Origin of the sequence: Paractinoplanes toevensis, from assembly GCF_018332695.1 — a bacterium.
GTDB classification, from domain to species: Bacteria; Actinomycetota; Actinomycetes; order Mycobacteriales; family Micromonosporaceae; genus Actinoplanes; species Actinoplanes toevensis.
This window is the reverse complement of record NZ_BOQN01000005.1, coordinates 55574-70755: the sequence shown is the minus strand read 5'-3', so window position 1 is coordinate 70755 and position 15182 is coordinate 55574. Positions and strand designations below refer to the sequence as shown.

Annotated in this window: 16 protein-coding genes; 8 read left to right on the top strand and 8 right to left on the bottom strand. The window is 70.1% G+C overall.

The features are described 5' to 3' along the window. Nucleotides 1-26 precede the first annotated feature (26 nt). From Ato02nite_RS02275 to Ato02nite_RS02265, 3 genes are all read right to left on the bottom strand, one after another. Nucleotides 27-707 (bottom strand): Type 1 glutamine amidotransferase-like domain-containing protein, encoded by a 681-nt coding sequence (locus Ato02nite_RS02275; protein ID WP_246605995.1) that lies wholly within the window; start codon nt 705-707, stop codon nt 27-29. A gap of 99 nt (nt 708-806) precedes the next feature. Further along, on the bottom strand, nt 807-1994 hold the full coding sequence (locus Ato02nite_RS02270; RefSeq protein ID WP_213004640.1) for a cellulose binding domain-containing protein: 1188 nt from the start codon (nt 1992-1994) through the stop codon (nt 807-809). 10 nt (nt 1995-2004) lie between these two features. Then, complete coding sequence (locus Ato02nite_RS02265; protein WP_213004639.1) at nt 2005-3396, bottom strand: cellulose binding domain-containing protein; 1392 nt, start codon at nt 3394-3396, stop codon at nt 2005-2007. Between the two features lie 160 nt (nt 3397-3556). Between Ato02nite_RS02265 and Ato02nite_RS02260 the strand changes: the two genes are divergently transcribed. The 3 genes from Ato02nite_RS02260 (at nt 3557) to Ato02nite_RS02250 (ending at nt 5336) form a co-directional block, all read left to right on the top strand. Further along, nucleotides 3557-4276 (top strand): alpha/beta hydrolase family protein, encoded by a 720-nt coding sequence (locus Ato02nite_RS02260; protein ID WP_213004638.1) that lies wholly within the window; start codon nt 3557-3559, stop codon nt 4274-4276. 55 nt (nt 4277-4331) lie between these two features. Beyond that, nucleotides 4332-4619: a hypothetical protein gene (locus Ato02nite_RS02255; protein ID WP_246605994.1), complete on the top strand. Its 288-nt coding sequence runs from the start codon at nt 4332-4334 to the stop codon at nt 4617-4619. A 171-nt stretch (nt 4620-4790) separates the two neighbouring features. Then, nucleotides 4791-5336 (top strand): hypothetical protein, encoded by a 546-nt coding sequence (locus Ato02nite_RS02250; protein WP_213004637.1) that lies wholly within the window; start codon nt 4791-4793, stop codon nt 5334-5336. 91 nt (nt 5337-5427) lie between these two features. On the opposite strand, the gene Ato02nite_RS02245 is transcribed toward Ato02nite_RS02250, so the two are convergent. Together Ato02nite_RS02245 and Ato02nite_RS02240 are read right to left on the bottom strand one after the other, a co-directional pair. Next, a complete protein-coding gene (locus Ato02nite_RS02245) occupies nt 5428-5757 on the bottom strand; it encodes a hypothetical protein (protein WP_213004636.1) in 330 nt (109 codons plus the stop codon). 9 nt (nt 5758-5766) lie between these two features. Further along, entirely contained in the window at nt 5767-7851 is a 2085-nt protein-coding gene (locus tag Ato02nite_RS02240; RefSeq protein ID WP_213004635.1) for a CHAT domain-containing protein, read from the bottom strand. 176 nt (nt 7852-8027) lie between these two features. Between Ato02nite_RS02240 and Ato02nite_RS02235 the strand changes: the two genes are divergently transcribed. From Ato02nite_RS02235 to Ato02nite_RS02225, 3 genes are read left to right on the top strand one after another with little or no spacing between them, the layout of a single operon-like run. After that, nucleotides 8028-9479 (top strand): family 43 glycosylhydrolase, encoded by a 1452-nt coding sequence (locus Ato02nite_RS02235; protein ID WP_213004634.1) that lies wholly within the window; start codon nt 8028-8030, stop codon nt 9477-9479. 19 nt (nt 9480-9498) lie between these two features. Then, nucleotides 9499-10647: an ROK family transcriptional regulator gene (locus tag Ato02nite_RS02230; protein ID WP_213004633.1), complete on the top strand. Its 1149-nt coding sequence runs from the start codon at nt 9499-9501 to the stop codon at nt 10645-10647. Beyond that, complete coding sequence (locus Ato02nite_RS02225) at nt 10648-11526, top strand: DUF4265 domain-containing protein (RefSeq protein ID WP_213004632.1); 879 nt, start codon at nt 10648-10650, stop codon at nt 11524-11526. 154 nt (nt 11527-11680) lie between these two features. Here the strand turns inward: Ato02nite_RS02225 and Ato02nite_RS02220 are convergent, their stop codons facing one another. Continuing rightward, nucleotides 11681-11932, bottom strand: coding sequence for a type B 50S ribosomal protein L31 (locus tag Ato02nite_RS02220; protein ID WP_213004631.1), 252 nt, complete (start codon nt 11930-11932; stop codon nt 11681-11683). A 184-nt stretch (nt 11933-12116) separates the two neighbouring features. On the opposite strand from Ato02nite_RS02220, the gene Ato02nite_RS02215 reads away from it, so the two are divergent. After that, nucleotides 12117-12902, top strand: a complete 786-nt coding sequence (locus tag Ato02nite_RS02215) for a polysaccharide deacetylase family protein (RefSeq protein ID WP_213004630.1) — start codon at nt 12117-12119, stop codon at nt 12900-12902. A gap of 31 nt (nt 12903-12933) precedes the next feature. Here Ato02nite_RS02215 and Ato02nite_RS02210 read toward each other — a convergent pair whose 3' ends face one another. Further along, the gene (locus Ato02nite_RS02210) at nt 12934-13290 is read right to left on the bottom strand and encodes a nitroreductase/quinone reductase family protein (RefSeq protein ID WP_213004629.1); all 357 of its coding nucleotides are present in this window, start codon (nt 13288-13290) and stop codon (nt 12934-12936) included. A 79-nt stretch (nt 13291-13369) separates the two neighbouring features. Between Ato02nite_RS02210 and Ato02nite_RS02205 the strand changes: the two genes are divergently transcribed. Continuing rightward, a complete protein-coding gene (locus Ato02nite_RS02205; protein ID WP_213004628.1) occupies nt 13370-13957 on the top strand; it encodes a methyltransferase family protein in 588 nt (195 codons plus the stop codon). Nucleotides 13958-14124: 167 nt separating this feature from the next. Here the strand turns inward: Ato02nite_RS02205 and Ato02nite_RS02200 are convergent, their stop codons facing one another. Continuing rightward, nucleotides 14125-14592 carry an NUDIX domain-containing protein gene (locus Ato02nite_RS02200; RefSeq protein ID WP_213004627.1) on the bottom strand — a complete coding sequence of 156 codons (468 nt, stop codon included), beginning with the start codon at nt 14590-14592 and terminating at the stop codon, nt 14125-14127. Nucleotides 14593-15182 lie beyond the last annotated feature (590 nt).

Genomic DNA, 15182 nt, shown 5'->3' with positions numbered 1-15182 from the left:
GCGCCCGGACGGCAGAACGTGGCGAATCATGGATGAAAACGCCACCGGCCTTCGGAGACGACGTCCACCTGGTCGCCTCTGACCCGGACAGCCGTCTCGTCATCGATGAAGTAGATCGGGAAGTCCGCCCGCTCGACGATGTGATCGGCCCAGGCATCGTCGCGCTCGGGGAAATCGGGCGAGTACAGGTGCGGCTTCAGATACCACTCGAAGAGGCGGAACGGCGGCTGCACCGTCGTCGCGCCGAGCACGTGCAGATCCGCGGCATCCCCGATGATGTCGGCGGAGTGTTCCGTGAGGTTCTGACTGAAGATCATCGATCCGGCGCTGACCCCCGTGTAGATCCGGCTCTCCAGCACTTCCCGGAAGCCATCGGCCAGGTTGTTGCCGGTGATGCTGCGCGCCAGGTGATAGTGGCTGCCGCCCTCGACGTAGACGACGTCGGCATGGCGCAGCCGGTCGAGCACCATCGGTTGCGGCAGGCCGTTCAACTCCAGGACGTCGAACTCCCGCCAGCCGAGGCCGTGCAGTCCGCCCATGCCCGCGACCATCCATCCGTGGTCTCCGGGCTCTGCGACGGACGCCGTCGGAACGTACACGACGTTCGCCGACCCGAACGGCTTTCCCAGCATGTCCCGCAGAGCATCCCGCAAGGCCCCGTTGCGCAGACCGCTCGACGTCAGCAGAAGATTCACCCGACGAGCCAACCACGACGCGGCTCCTCGGCGTTCCGCGGCCGGCCCGAAATTGGGCGGCGCCCGGTGGTCGCGGGGATATGGTGCCGCTCCGGCATCATCGCGACGGCGTTATTTCAGGTAGGCGGCCAGGGGGATGTTCTGTTCGCGGAGGGCGGTGGCGATCAGGGCGGCTATCTGCTTCGCGCCGGCTGCCTCGAAGTGGGTGTGGTCGTTGCAGAAGAACGCGCCGACCGCTCCGGTCGTGTAGTCGCCGTTGTTCGGGCACAGCTTGAGTGAGTTGTAGAGCGCCACGCTGCGGGTGTGCAGGTCGATCACGGGTACGCCGTTGGCCGTGGCGGCGTCCTTCGTCTCCGTCACGAAGCCGCGGTTGCCGACGGCCGTGCTGCCGCTGCAGGTGATCGCGGCGACCGGGGTGACGAAGATCGGTTTCACGCCGCGGGCCTTGGCCGCCGACGCCATCACGCCGAGCAGTTCCTTGAAGCGGGTGGTGCCGACGTGCCGTGGGCAGGCGGTGTCGCCGTCGTTGATGCCGAACTGGACGATCAGGTAGTCACCGGACTTGAAACCGGTGGCGGCGTCCAGCATGGCCGTCCATCGTGAGCTGTACGCGGTCGAGCTGAGTGTGCACTCGCCGGCCGAGTTCTTGACCGAGGTCACGTTGCCCTCGTACAGCCAGGTCTGGATGCTGCGGCCGCCGACGGCGCTGTTCTGCACGGTGACGCTGCTGGTGAAGTACGGCGCGAACTGGCTGCCCCAGCCGATCGGGCAGGTGCCGGCGTTCATCATCGTGGAGTCGCCGGCCATCCACACCTTTACCGGAGCGGCGGCGGTCGGTGTCACCGGTGGGGTGCTCGGGCCCGTGCAGGGCGTCGGCGCCGGTGACGTGGTCGCGGCGGCGCCGGTGCAGGTCGTGCCGTTGAACGTGAACGACGACGGTGCCGGGTTGCTGCCGCTCCAGGTGCCGTTGAAGCCGAAGCTCGCCGACGCGCCGGTGCCCACCGCGCCGTTGTAGCCGGCGTTGATGGCGGTGACCGTGGTGCCGGCGACGCTGACGCCGGCGTTCCACGCCTGGGTGATGCCCTGCCCGGCGGCGAGTGCCCAGGTGAGCGTCCAGCCGGTCACCGGGTCACCGAGGTTGGTGACGGTGACGTCGGCGCCGAAACCGCCGGCCCACTGGCTGGTGACCTGGTAGTTGACGCTGCACGCCGGGGTGGCGGCGTCCGCGGTGGCGATGCCGAAACCACCGGCTGCGACGACGACCGCGGTGATCGCCAGGGCCGAGCGGGAGAACTTCATCGGGGTGCTCCTAGGAGGACGTGGCCGTGCACGGGGCGTTGTTGAGGGCGAACCCGGTCGCTCCGCCGAGGGTGCTGTCGGCGATGAGGCCGAAGCTCGCGGTGCCGCCGGCCGGGATCGAGGCGTTCCAGGTGGCGTTCACGGCCCGCGCCGCGGTGCCGGTCTGGCTGGTGGTGGCGTTCCAGGACTGGGTGATCGTCTGGCCGGCGGGGAGGGTCCAGGTCAGCGTCCAGCCGTTGACCGGGGAGGCAGAGCTGACGGTGACATCGAACTGGGCGCCCGTACCCCAATCGCTGGTCTTCTTGTAGTTGACGGCGCAGGCCCCCGAGGTGGCCGGGGTCGTCGGCGCGGTGGTCGGTGCCGTCGTCGTCGGTGTGCTGGTCGTGCCCAGCTTCGCGCTCAGGACCGGGGCGAGTTTGTCGGTGATCGCCTGGTGGCCCTTGTCGTTGGGGTGCACCGAGTCGCTCAGGCCGTCCGACGGCAGCCAGCCGGTGGTGTCCACGTAGAACACTGCGGCATCGCCCGCGCTGTTGCGCGCCTGCACCGCCGCCTGCGTCTCCGCCGCATAACGGCCGATGAACGTACGCATGGCGAAGAGCTTGGCGTTCGGGAACTTGGCCCTGATCCGGGTGAGGAAGGTGATGTACTTCGCCTGGAAGTCCGCGCTGCTCACGCCGTGGCTCTTGTCGTTGGTACCCAGGTTGATCACGACGCCGTCGGCCGTGTACCGGGAGAAGTCCCACAGGTCGGTGCCGGCTTGCCCGCCGCTGGACATCCAGTAGCGGGTCTCCTGCGCCCAGCACGCATCGGTCGTCTCGGACAGGCACATGCCGCCGATCGCGATCTGGGTGTGGTCGTAGCCGAGTTGCTCACCGGTCTTGAAGCCGTAGTCGGTCACGGCCAGCTGGCTGCTCGTGGCGCCCGCCGTGATGGAGTCACCGACGAACTCGAGCAGCTTGGGGCGGGCCGGCGCCTTGAACGTGACCGCGCCGGAGTCGAGGGTGAGGCCCTGGAAGACCGCGTCGCCGGTGTACGAGCCGGCCACCTGCCGATAGCTCACGATCAGCGTGTGGTTGCCCGCGGCCAGCGCGGTCGGCGTCAGGTTGATCGTGCCGGAGCCGCTGAACGCGGTGAAGGCCTTGCCGTCGATGCTGGCCCACAGGTCGATGGTGTTGCGCTGCTTGAGCTTCACGGTCCTGCCGGTGAAGCCGACCCGCAGATAGGCGCCGGCCCAGTAGGGCACGTAGGCCGAGGCGTTCGTCCGGTTCCACCGTCCGACGAAGCTGATGTTCGAGTCACTCGGCGTCCCGTCACCGGCCGCGGCCTGGGCCTGCGGGGCGAGCGACCAGCCCAGTAGCACGGTCGAGGCGACCACCACGGCCCCGAGCAGACGACGTCGCATGACACCCTTCCTTCCCGCCGGGAGCGCTCCCAGGCCAGGTCATCGCATCGTCGTTCACTGATCGACGGATGTCAATTAATGAGCCGGAAACACCGATCTGTCCACCCGGTAGACGCGGCGAGATCCCGCGGACAACAAAAACGCGTGTCATCGTGGACCGGTGGCGCCCGCGTTCGTACTCGTGCACAGTCTGCTGCTGGGCCCGCTGAGTTGGGCTCCGGCCGCAGCCAGGCTGGCCGTCCACGGAGCGGTGGCGATAGTCCCGTCGCTGGTCGACGCGACCGACTCGGACGATCCGCCGTTCTGGCCGCGGGTCACCGACGCGGTCAACGACGCGGTCGAGCACCTGCCGCACGACCAGCCGATCCGCATCGTCGCGCACAGCAACGCCGGTCTGTTCGTTCCGGTCATCGCGCACGCGGCCCGGCGCCCGGTCGCCGGGTGCCTCTTCGTCGACGCGAGCCTGCCCGCCCGCACCGGGCCGTCGCCCGCGGCGTCACCCGAGCGGCTGGATCATCTGCGCACCATGGTGACCGAGGGCCGGCTGCCGCCGTGGACGACCTGGTGGGACGAGGACGACGTAGCCCGGCTCTTCCCCGATCCGCAGACCGCCTCGGCCGTCTCGGCCGAGCAGCCCCGGCTGCCGCTGAGCTTCTACCAGGAGCGGATTCCGGTGCCGGCCGGCTGGAGCGATCGGCCGTGCGGTTACCTGCTCTTCGGCCCGCCGTACGACCGCATGGCGCAGGACGCGCGAGAACGCGGCTGGGACGTCGACCAGGTCCCCGGCGGCCACCTGCATCAACTCGTCGATCCCGATGCGGTGGCCGCACGAACCATCGCCATGACGCGAGGATGGGTCTCCGCCGCACACCTCGGATGACCGATCGTGGTCTGTCGTGGCGTGGACGAGGGCGGTCCGGGTTAGCCTTGCTGCAATGGCTACCTATCGCAGCGCCTCAGTGCTCGTCTCCTCGGACGGCGCCCGGACTCCCGGCACCGCCGCCCTCTTCGCCGAGCCCGCCCGCAAGGGCGGCAACCCGCCGTGGGCCGGTGACTTCCGGCCCGCCAACAGCGCCGGCAACGGCCCGAAGAACGCGGTCGGGAAAACCTTCACGCTGGAGCTGCCCGACGGCAGCACCGGCAAGGTCGTGGTCCAGAGCCTCAAGAGCGGCAAGGGCGGCGTCGTGCTGGCGCTGCTGGGCGAGGACGCACCACCCTTCTGATCCGGGGTCGCGGCCGGGATGGTCGCGCATGAACTGGGCCATCTCAACGGAATAGCGGCCATCACTCGACCGGGTGATGGCGCGGAACCTGGGCTCCCGCCGCGGCGCGCGGGAGCAGAATCCCGGTTCGGAGTCCGGAACGTCCGGTATTCCGGTCGAAGGGAATTCCGCATGGGCAGCACGGTCGTCCGCCGGTACGTCACCGCAGTGCTGGCCGCGGCCTGCGCCTCCGCCGCCGTTGTGACGCCCGCCGAAGCTCGGACGCCGACCACGGCTCGCCTCACCGGCGCCCAGCGCGCGGTGCTGGTGGAGGCCACCGGTCGATTCCGCGACGTCCGGCGGGCGATCGCCGCGGGTTACCGGCCGACCCGGGACTGCGTGCCGGGCATGGGGTTTCACTACACGAAACCCGCGCTGGCCGGGGACCTGAACATCGACCCCACCCAGCCGGAGATCCTGGTCTACGCGCCCGCGGCCGGCGGTGCCGTTCGCCTGGCCGCGCTGGAGTACTTCAAGGCCGACGCCGACGGCAACGCCCGGACCGCCGACGACCGGCCCACCCTGTTCGGCCACCCCTTCGACGGCCCGATGGCCGGCCACCCGCTGCCACCCGGCGTGCCACCGATGCCCGTCCACTACGACCTGCACGTGTGGCTCTACCAGCCCAACCCGGCCGGCGAGCTGGCGTCCGAGAACCCCGACATCGACTGCCGCTAAAGATCTTTCGGTACGCGCCGGCTCACTCCCGTGGCACGCGGCCCCGGCCGGCGCAACTCGCCCTCCGCGCGACCCTGGCCCCGAAAGGTGTCTAGACCTGCCGCCCGGGGTCGTCGGGGCGGCCGCCGCCACCGGGTGGCAGGGCGGAGTCGGGTGCGCTCAGCACGACCAGGGGATCCTTGCCCGCCTTCAGAGCGATCCCCAGATAGGCCGCGACCCCCACGGCCAACCCGATGGCGTAGTAGCCGAACGCCTCGGTGCCCTCCGGGAACAGTGCGGTGACCGCGCCGCCGCCGACCGCGGCGATCACCGCGGCCAGGTCGGAGATGCTGGCCTTGTCGTTGGTGTGGACCAGGGTGCGGTAGGTGATGAAGCCGATCACCAGTCCGAAGCAGACACTGCCGATATTCAGGACGACCACTACCAGCCCCTAGGGAAGTCGCAGGTCGGCGTCGCAGTACGGGGAGTACGCGAGCCCCATCACATTGCCGCGCGCCAGCAACTGCCAGCGCACGTCGCGCATCGCGGAACCCACCCCGCGCCGGTCGGTGTGCCACGCCGTGACGAACGCGCTCATCACGTGTGCGGCCAGCCCGCTCTCCATGACCACCTCGGTGGCCAGCACCCCGGCCGCCCCGGTCGACTGCACGAACGCCGCGGCGAAGTCGGCCAGGGTTTCCGGCAGCCGGGCCCCGGTGAAGCAGCCGTTCAGCACGACCAGCGGCCGGCGCCGCGCCCAGCGGATCCGCGGTGACACGTCGGCCCAGACGGCCAGGTCCTCGGGCAGCAGCACCCCGCCCGGGCCGAAGTCGAGGGCGACACCGCCGCCGGTGACCTCCCGGCCGTGGCAGTACAGGTAGAGCAGGTCGGCCCCCTCGACCAGGGCCGCGCGCAGCGATTTCGTGTCGGTGGTGACGACGCAGGCCCGGTCGATGAGGTCGAGCGCGGCCCGCTGCGCCGCCCAGTCGGTGCCGGGCAGGGTGTCGTTGCGGGCCGCCACCACCACCGGGGGCGGGTTTTCGCCGGTGGCCTCGGCGAGGGTCATCCGGGTGCTGGACGGCGGCACCTCGAGGACGTGGGCGAGACCCCAGAAGCCGTACGGGCAGAGCGTCCCGTTGGGCTGGTCGTGCCGGTCGGCGTGCGGGCAGCGGTCGGGCACGTCGGTGCCGCCGCTGCCGGGGCCGAACTGGTCGACGCTGGGGCACACGTAGGCGCGGTCGGCGATCGGCAGCCCGTAGACGAGCTGCCACGGCACGACCGCGCGGGAGCCTTCGGCCAGCGCCACCTGGATGCGCCCCGGCCCGTCGCCCTGCGCCAGCGCGGAACGCAGGGCGTCCCGGTCGGCGGCGTCCGGAAAAAGGCCGAGGTGTACGGACGCCCCGACCCGCGCCATCGTCCACAGGTCGGTCAGGTAGTCGTCGCGGGACTTGCCGAACTGCCGGTCGTAGAGTGTGCGGTTGCCCGCGAGCTGCCGGTCGAACAGTGTGGAGCGCAGCAGCCGGGCCGCGTTGCCGGCCTGGGCGTCGGACAACACCGAACCCACCCGCTCCCCGTCCGAGCCGTTGACCAGCAGATAGTGTCGCCCATCCCGGAGCGAGCCCTCCTGGATGGACACGTCTCGCCCGCCGAACCGGCCGAGGTCGTCGAACTCCTTGGTCAGCGTGTAGATGGCCCGGGCGACCGGCGCCGGTCCGTCGCCCACCGCCAGGGTGATCTCGAAGATCTGCACGGTGGTCGCGCCGTGGTGCAGGGCGAGCTGCACCTGCTGCGGTTCGGGGCGCCGGGGCGCGACCGCCGCGAGGTCCAGCCAGAACGATCGGTCGTCCGGGGCGCACGTGTGCGGGTCGCCGGGGGTGCAGGTGCAGGCGAATCCCTCGCCGGTGCGGGGGAGGAACAGCGCTCCCTCGGTGATCGTCTCGGCAGCGCGGGACAGCACGGCCCGCAACCACCAGCCGTCGCGATCGGGCGGCAGCAGTGACGCCGGGAACGCCGGCGTATCCCGGGGCAGGATGCTGTCGGGTCGCCAGTCGCCGATTCCCACCCGTACGAGATAGGGCACTCCCGGCGGGAGGCCGCCGGTCACCGCGCGCCCGGCCCCGTCGGCGACCGCGACGCCCGCCACCCGGGTGAGGAACGTCGTCGGCGTGGTCCGCCGCCCGGTCCCGCCCCAGGTTTGCTCCCAGGGATCGAGGGCTTCGAGACCGTCTTCGTCGAGCGGGGAGCCCTGGACCGGCTCGGCCAGGGGAGGCGGCAGGCGGACCGGGCCCACCACGACGGTGGTGGTCGGCCACTCGCGGAACCGGCTCAGCACCTCGCCCGGGTCGAACTCGGTGACGATCAGGACCCGCTGAGCGGAGGACAGGAGAAGGTCGATCGCGGCGTAATCGCGTGCGAGGTCCACGCTCAGTTCGACGATCACCGGCGAACCGGCGGGCGTGCTCAGCCGGCGGATCGCCGCGTCGCGCGCATCGCCGGGCGGACCCGCGACCACCGCGAGTTGCCACGCGTCCTCCACATCGACCTCCCCAGCCGGTGACCCAGTATCGCGGAGATCCCGCGACACCGGGAACCGAAAACCTTTCGGGGCACATCGCCTCTATCGAAGCCGCTGGATGCGCTGTTACCGTCCTGAAAAGGTTTTCGCCGGTGACTCCCCGCCCGGCTTCCCGTCCTGAAGCGAGGGGATCCCCCATGCTCCGAAACCGGAAAAGAAAGGGCGCGGCCGTCCTCGCCGCGGCTCTTCTCGTCAGCCTCCTGGCCCCGGCCCGCGCCGAGGCCGCGACCACCTTCAGCAGCACCATCGCCAGCACCTCGACCGGCAACTGCGTGACCGTCCCGGGTGGCGCGTCCACCGCCGGCCTCCAGCTCACCCAGGCCACCTGCGGGGCGGCGTTCACCCTCACACCGATCTCGTCCACCTCGGACATCTACACGATCAACACCCCGGGCAACACCAACTGCATCGACGTGTACGGCGTGAGCACGGCCGACAACGCGCAGATCATCCAGTGGCCCTGCAATACGCAGGACAACCAGCGTTTCCAGCTCCGCGTGGTGAGCACCGGAACGTTCCAGCTGGCGGCCGTCCACTCGAGCAAGTGCATCGCCACCGCCGCCACCGGCAGTGGCCTGGTGCAGCTGCCGTGCACCACCGACGCGGGCCGGGTCTGGCGGCTGGCCGGTTACCCCACCGGCGGCGGCACCACCAAGACCTTCACCAACCCGCTGAAGGTGCAGGGCCCGGACCCGTGGCTGACCTACTACAACGGCTTCTACTACCTGGCCACCACCACCTGGACCAACAAGATCACGATGCGGAAGTCGGCCACCCTGGGCGGGCTCGCCTCCGCCACCGAGCAGACCATCTTCACGCTGACCAGGCCGAACGGCGCCGGCACCATGTGGGCACCGGAGTTCTTCCTGATCAACGGGAAGTGGTACTTCTACTACGTGGCCGGCCAGGAGCCGTACAACCTGGGCACCCAGCGCATCCACGTGCTCGAGTCGTCCGGCACCGACCCCATGGGGCCTTACTCGTTCAAGGCCGACCTGCTCGACCCGACCGCCGACAACACCTGGGAGCTCGACCCGAGCATCCTGCAGCTGAACGGCAAGCTCTACCTGCTCGGCACGTTCTACAACGGGTCGCAGCCGAACTTCATCCGCGAACTGTCCAACCCGTGGACCGCGGCCGGCACCCGCCACCTGCTGTCCACGCCCACCTACAGCTGGGAGACGGTCGGCGGTGCCGTGAACGAGGGCGCCGAGGTGCTCCAGCACGGCGGCAAGACGTTCATCGTCTTCTCCGCGTCGCACTGCTCGACCCCCGACTACAAGCTGGGCATCCTCACCTGGAACGGCGGTGACCCGCTCAACGCGTCATCGTGGGTGAAGTCGTCCACCCCGGTGTTCCAGCGCAACAACGCGGCCGGCGTCTACGGCCCCGGCCACAACGGCTTCTTCAAGTCACCGGACGGCACCGAGGACTGGATCGTCTACCACGCCACCACGAACTCGGGCGGCAACTGCGATCTCAACCGTTCCACGCGGGCGCAGAAGTTCACCTGGAACGCGGACGGCACCCCCAATTTCGGCACCCCGGTCGGTCTCGGCGTGACACTCACTGCACCGTCTGGCGAATAGCGCCTAAGTTGTCAGTGGCATGCACCGACACCGATCGAGCCTGGGCGCGCTGCTCCACCACGTACACGTGGCGGGGCCGCTCTCCCGTGCCGCCCTCGCCGAGCGGATGGGCGTCAATCGCAGCACCATCCTGGCGCTGACCGCTGAGCTGGCCGGCGCCGGGTTGGTGCGCGAGGAGCTCCCGGCCGGCACGACGGGCGCGGGCCGGCCATCCCTGATGGTCCGGCCCTCGCCCGGGTTCTTCGTGCTCGCCTTCGACGTGGCGGTGGACCGGCTGTCCGCCGCCCGGGTGGGCCTGGGCGGCCCGATCCTGGACCGCCGGTCGGCGCCCCGCTCACGGGCCGGCGTCGACCTGGACACCGTCGTGGCCCGGCTCGCCGCGATGGGCCGCGACCTGCTCGACGCGGCGCCGCCCGGCACGGTCTGCGCCGGCCTCGGCGCCTCCTACTGCGGCATGGTCCGCCCCGGCGACGGCACCGTTCGGTACGGTCCGCAGATGGGCTGGGTGGACCAGGCCTTCGGCACCGAGCTGGCGAAGGCGCTGGGCATCGGCCTGCCGGTGGCGGTCGGCAACGAGGCCCACCTGGGCGCGCTGGCCGAGCACGAACGCGGCGCCGGTGTCGGCGTCGACGACCTGATCTACCTGCACGGCGACGTCGGCGTGGGCGGCGGCATCCTGGTCGGCGGCAAGCTGCTGGGCGGCGAGAGCGGCTACGGCTGCGAGGTCGGGCACATGCTGGTCAACCCGGTCGACGGCCGCCCGTGCCTGTGCGGTTCACGCGGCTGCCTGGAGGCCGAGACCGGCGAATACGCCCTGCTGGCCGCGGCCGGCCGGCCACCCGGGGAGGCCGGCCGGGACGCCGTCCGGGCGGTGCTGACCGACCCGTCGGCCGGCGCCGCGGTGGCCGAGATCGGCGACTGGCTGGGCATCGGCGTGGCCAACCTGATCAATCTCTTCAACCCCGGCGCGGTCATCTTCGGCGGCATGCTCCGCGATGTGTACGCCGTGGCCGCGCCCCAGGTCGCCGCCCGGATAGCCCAGCACGCCGTGCCGGTCTCCCGCGAGCGGGCGTCCCTGCGCCTGTCCGCCCTGGCCGACGACGCGACCCTGCTCGGCGCCGCCGACCTGGGGTTCGCCACCCTGCTGGCCGACCCGCTGGCCGCCTAGGTGGGCACTCTCTGGCGGTTGCTGGCCGGGATCGCTCTGTTCGGCGCCGGTGCGCTCGGCCTGCTGTCGCTGCACCAGCGGGCCGACGACATCCGGGCCGCGCACACCACGGTCGACGCCTACGTCGACGGCTCGCACGGCCGGCACTTCCGGATGCTGCGGGTCGAATACGTCTTCCACGCCCGTCTGTACCGCACCGAGTTGCTCGACATCGGCTGGGGCCTGCCGCCCGGCGCCGGCGAGCAGGTCACCCTGTGGATCGATCCGGCCCGGCCGACCGTGGCCGCCGGCCCCGGCCTGGTGTCCGGTGCGGCCTGGCGCTACTGGTACCAGCCCGTCGGCTTCGCCGGAATCGTCATCGTGCTGGTCACCGCATGGAACTGGGCCCGGCACCGGAACGACGAGCCGCTCCGGCCGGCGACCGGCCGCACCCTGGTCCACCCGGCTCCGGCCTGGCCGGACCGGGCCGACGCCACGGTCCGGACCCTGATCCTGGTGCCCGGACAGTCACCGTGGGACGAGGAACTGGCGGTCCGCCGCATCGACGCGGCCACCGCCGAGATCTGCTGCGTGCCGTTCCTGCAGATGCGGCTGGCTCTGGGCGACATCGTCAAAATCGACGGCCTCGGCGGGTACGTCGGTGAAGTGCTCAGCCCTTCGGGCCGGGTCACCTTCGCGGTGCGGCCCGGCGTACCCGATCTGACCGATTTTCCGGAGGCCATCGTCGAGGACCTCGGCAACGGCCGGTTCGCGATCGCCGCGTCCTCCGCCGAGGAAGCCGAGAAGATCCACAGGCGGTTGCGGTCCTGGGAGCAGGACGGCGGCGGCGAGTACCGGTCGATCCTCCGCTACGACCGGCACGACACCCCACTGCTCTGACATCAACCTCCTACTTCGCCTTCGAGGAAGCCACCGGCGCCTGGAGTTCCCGTCCCGACAACCGGCTCGGCCCGCCCGCCCCCGCCTTCGACGCTTGGTCCGGGTGCGAAAATCGGCCGCCTCCCCGGTGGGGAAGCGGCCGATTCGTCGCTGCTTACTTGGTGAACTTGGCGTACTTCGCCCGGAACTTCTCGATGCGGCCGGCGGTGTCGAGCACGCGGCTGCGGCCGGTCCAGAACGGGTGACTCGCGTCCGAGATCTGGACGTCGATGACCGGGTACGTGTTGCCGTCCGTCCACTCGATCGTCCTGGTGCTCGCGGCGGTCGAGCGGGTCAGGAACGCGTAGTCGGCGTTCCGGTCGCGGTAGACGACGGTGTGGTAATCGGGGTGGATTCCGCTCTTCATGGCTGACCTCCAGGGTGATCGCCTGCCACAACCGAGCGGTCGGTCTCGATATTTCGACCCCGAATGTGTCCTGCGAGACAGGATGAATTGTGGGGTTCTTGTCAGATTCCTGGGCATCCGCAACGCCCCGCCCGGCCGCACCCGTCAGGAAGAACAAGATCCACCGACGGGGAGGACGTACGCGATGAGAGCAGCACCTGTCATAGCCGCGCTGGTGGCCATCCTGGGAGCGGCCGCCGCATGCGCCGATCGCAGCATGCCCCGGACCGCCGCCGAGCAGTCCAGCCCCGTACGGAGTGCGCCGGATGCGCTCAGCGACCTACCGGCGTCGCTCCGCCCGCGCGTGCCGAAGTTCCCGGCGCCGCCCGCACCGATCCCGGTGACGCTGCCGACGGACGGCCGAGCCGGCTGGTTCAACCGCATCCCCACCACCCAGAAGGTCGCGTTCATCACCATCGACGACGGCTGGTCGAAGGACCCGCTGGCGCTGAAGCTCTTCCGGGCCGCACATGTGCCGATCACCCTGTTCCTGGAGATCAACGCCATCAAGTCCGACCCCGGCTACTTCAAGCCCCTGCAGGAGTCCGGCGCGGTGATCGAGAACCACACGATCAGCCACCCCAACCTCAAGGGCCGCTCGTACGCCTTCCAGAAACACGAGATCTGCGGCGGCGCCGACCGCCTGGCCCAGTACTACGGCCGCCGCCCGGTGCTCTTCCGCCCACCGGGCGGCACGCACGACGCGACCACGCTGCGGGTGGCCCACGACTGCGGCATGAGGGCGGCCTTCTTCTGGAAGGAGACCACCGACCACGGCAAGGTCTTCTTCCAGGAGGGCCACCAGGTGCAGCCCGGCGACATCATCCTGATGCACTTCCGCCCACGCTTCGTGGACGACTTCCTGGCCGTACTCAAGGCGATCCACGACGCCGGCCTCACTCCGGCCCGGCTGCAGGACTACATCCCCTGACTCAGCCTCGCCCGGCTCAGTCTTCCCTGGCTCACCCGAACTGGATCTCCACCAGCGGGCTTCCGGCGAGCCAGCTCTCCAAACTTCCGGCCCAGCCGAGCCCCGGCACGATCTCGCCGAACACCCGAGCCCGCTCGTCCGGATCGGTCACCGCCCGCCCGCGCACCCGCAGATCCCGATCCGTCAGATGCAGCGTGAACTCGGGATGAGCCAGCACGTTGGCATACCAGTCCCGCCGCCCCGGGCTGCCGGTCAACCAGTAGCGCCCGGCCGCCCGATAGCGCCACGTCTCGATCCGCTGCGCCCGCCCGCTCCGCCGCCCCGTCGTAGTGATCTCCACGGTCTGCTGTCGCTCCAGCGCCCGCCGCGCCTCGTCCGTAATCGTCACCGGACCATCCTGCGACCTCAACCGAACTTCAGGTCAACGGGATTGTCCAGGGTGACGTGCTGCGACGACACTCGCAGGCATGCCAGTGCCGTACGAGCAACTGTCGAGCCCGGCCCGCACGGCGTTCGTGGTCGCCGCCGCCGCCTTCGCGGCCGGCGAGCTGGTGCAGGCGTTCCGCCTGCGCCGCGGCGCGGCTAGCGCCGACCTGCCGGCCGAGATCGCGTTCCGGCTGCTGTTCTTCGCCGCCATCCTGATGCTGCCCATCGGCCGGGCGGTGTCCCCCGGCGCGGTAATCGGCGGCGGCGGGCCGGTGTTCACCCTCGGGCTGACGGTCGGGTTGCTGGGCCTGCTGCTGCGCTGGTGGTCGTTCGCGACCCTGGGCAGCTACTTCACCGTGGTGGTGAAGACCAGCGAAGACCAGACCGTGGTGGACCGGGGCCCCTACCGGGTCCTGCGCCACCCGAGCTACACCGGCCTGCTGCTCGCCCTGGCCGGCGCCGGCGTGATGTGGGGAAATTGGCTCAGCGCGGCCGGCGCGGTGACCCTGACCCTGGTAGCTCTGCTCTACCGCCTGCGGATAGAGGAGCGAGCCCTGACCGCAGCCCTGGGCGACCGTTACCGAGAGTTCGCCGCGACCCGAGCCCGGCTAATCCCCTATATCTGGTAGGCCCGGTTTCCGTAACGCCCGACAGGTCCCCGACACCACCGGCATGGCGGGAGCACCAGCCTATTTGCGTAATTGAGCACGACGAACTGAATGCACCCGGCGTGCTGCGTTTCTTCCTGCTTCGATGAGCCTGCTCGACCCCGAACCTGGGCGCTGCGGCGACGGTGTCAGGTGGCGAGGTGGCCGGTGGCGTGCAGTAGCGCCCGGGTGAACCGATTGAGATCAACATCGGGGAGCTGCGAGGGGGTGAACCAGCCCAGCTCGCTGATCTCTTCTTGGTCGGGAGCCGGGTTCCCGTCGGCGATGCCTGCCTGGTAGACGGCGGTGACGTAGGCGACCTGGTCACCGTTGGGGTAAGTCACCTCGTAGTCGGTGCCGCCGAGTACATCCAGCAGCCGCACCTGGCCGATCTGGAGGCCGGTCTCCTCGCGGATCTCACGCACAGCCGCCTGAGCTGGGGATTCGCCGATGTCGACCGCGCCACCCGGCACCGCCCACGCGTCCCGGTCACCGGTATGACGTACCAGCAGGAGCCGCCCGTGATCGTCGACGACGATGACCGAGACCGACGGCAGCAGGACCAATTCGTGGCCGATCACAGCCCGCAGCCGAGCCAGGTGCGAGGAAATACCCACCAGGGAAGAGTAACCGCGTCCGGTTTTGCCCCGACACGCCGACAGCGACTTCCGGTTCGTGACCTGCCCGACCGACTGGCCCGTTTGGACGCCGCGCGGTGAGCGCAATGAGGCATGCGAGTTGCTTCGTCTCCTGGTAGTGAATTGTTTCTTTGATTGGTCATGCAACTGATTTGTTGGTCTGGATGGCATCCGAGATTGGCATGATCGTTTCTTAGCGAGCGCGGTTAGGGGCGCGGGAGAATATGTGCATGCGGTACCAGCAGCTTCAGCTATTCACCCGGCCGGCGACTGCCGCTATGCGGGACCGTACGAAAGCGCGTAATTATTCGCCGGGGAAAGACGAATTTCGCCGTGAGCATGCCCGTCACCGGCGATGGGGACTCGCTCGCCGGCACGCGCTCAAGCAGTCCGCATGCACGGCTGTAGCCGTGAGTGTGCCGAGTTGGGCCTGCACGATGAGGCGGAGCCGGTGCCGCCGCTGATCTGGCCGCAGGAGGCGACCTTGGTCCAGCGGCCGGCGCTGGGCAGCGACGTCCCGACCGAGGGCGGCCTGCCGCCACAGGGCACGCAGCCACCCGGCCTCGCCA

What these genes read in the sequence shown, in the direction of transcription:
- Ato02nite_RS02250 (WP_213004637.1), top strand. Translation starts at nt 4,791, where the DNA reads ATGGGCAGCACGGTCGTCCGCCGGTACGTCACCGCAGTGCTGGCCGCG.
- Ato02nite_RS02215 (WP_213004630.1), top strand. Translation starts at nt 12,117, where the DNA reads ATGAGAGCAGCACCTGTCATAGCCGCGCTGGTGGCCATCCTGGGAGCG.
- Ato02nite_RS02235 (WP_213004634.1), top strand. Translation starts at nt 8,028, where the DNA reads ATGCTCCGAAACCGGAAAAGAAAGGGCGCGGCCGTCCTCGCCGCGGCT.
- Ato02nite_RS02255 (WP_246605994.1), top strand. Translation starts at nt 4,332, where the DNA reads ATGGCTACCTATCGCAGCGCCTCAGTGCTCGTCTCCTCGGACGGCGCC.
- Ato02nite_RS02230 (WP_213004633.1), top strand. Translation starts at nt 9,499, where the DNA reads ATGCACCGACACCGATCGAGCCTGGGCGCGCTGCTCCACCACGTACAC.
- Ato02nite_RS02220 (WP_213004631.1), bottom strand. Translation starts at nt 11,932, where the DNA reads ATGAAGAGCGGAATCCACCCCGATTACCACACCGTCGTCTACCGCGAC.
- Ato02nite_RS02270 (WP_213004640.1), bottom strand. Translation starts at nt 1,994, where the DNA reads ATGAAGTTCTCCCGCTCGGCCCTGGCGATCACCGCGGTCGTCGTCGCA.
- Ato02nite_RS02205 (WP_213004628.1), top strand. Translation starts at nt 13,370, where the DNA reads ATGCCAGTGCCGTACGAGCAACTGTCGAGCCCGGCCCGCACGGCGTTC.
- Ato02nite_RS02265 (WP_213004639.1), bottom strand. Translation starts at nt 3,396, where the DNA reads ATGCGACGTCGTCTGCTCGGGGCCGTGGTGGTCGCCTCGACCGTGCTA.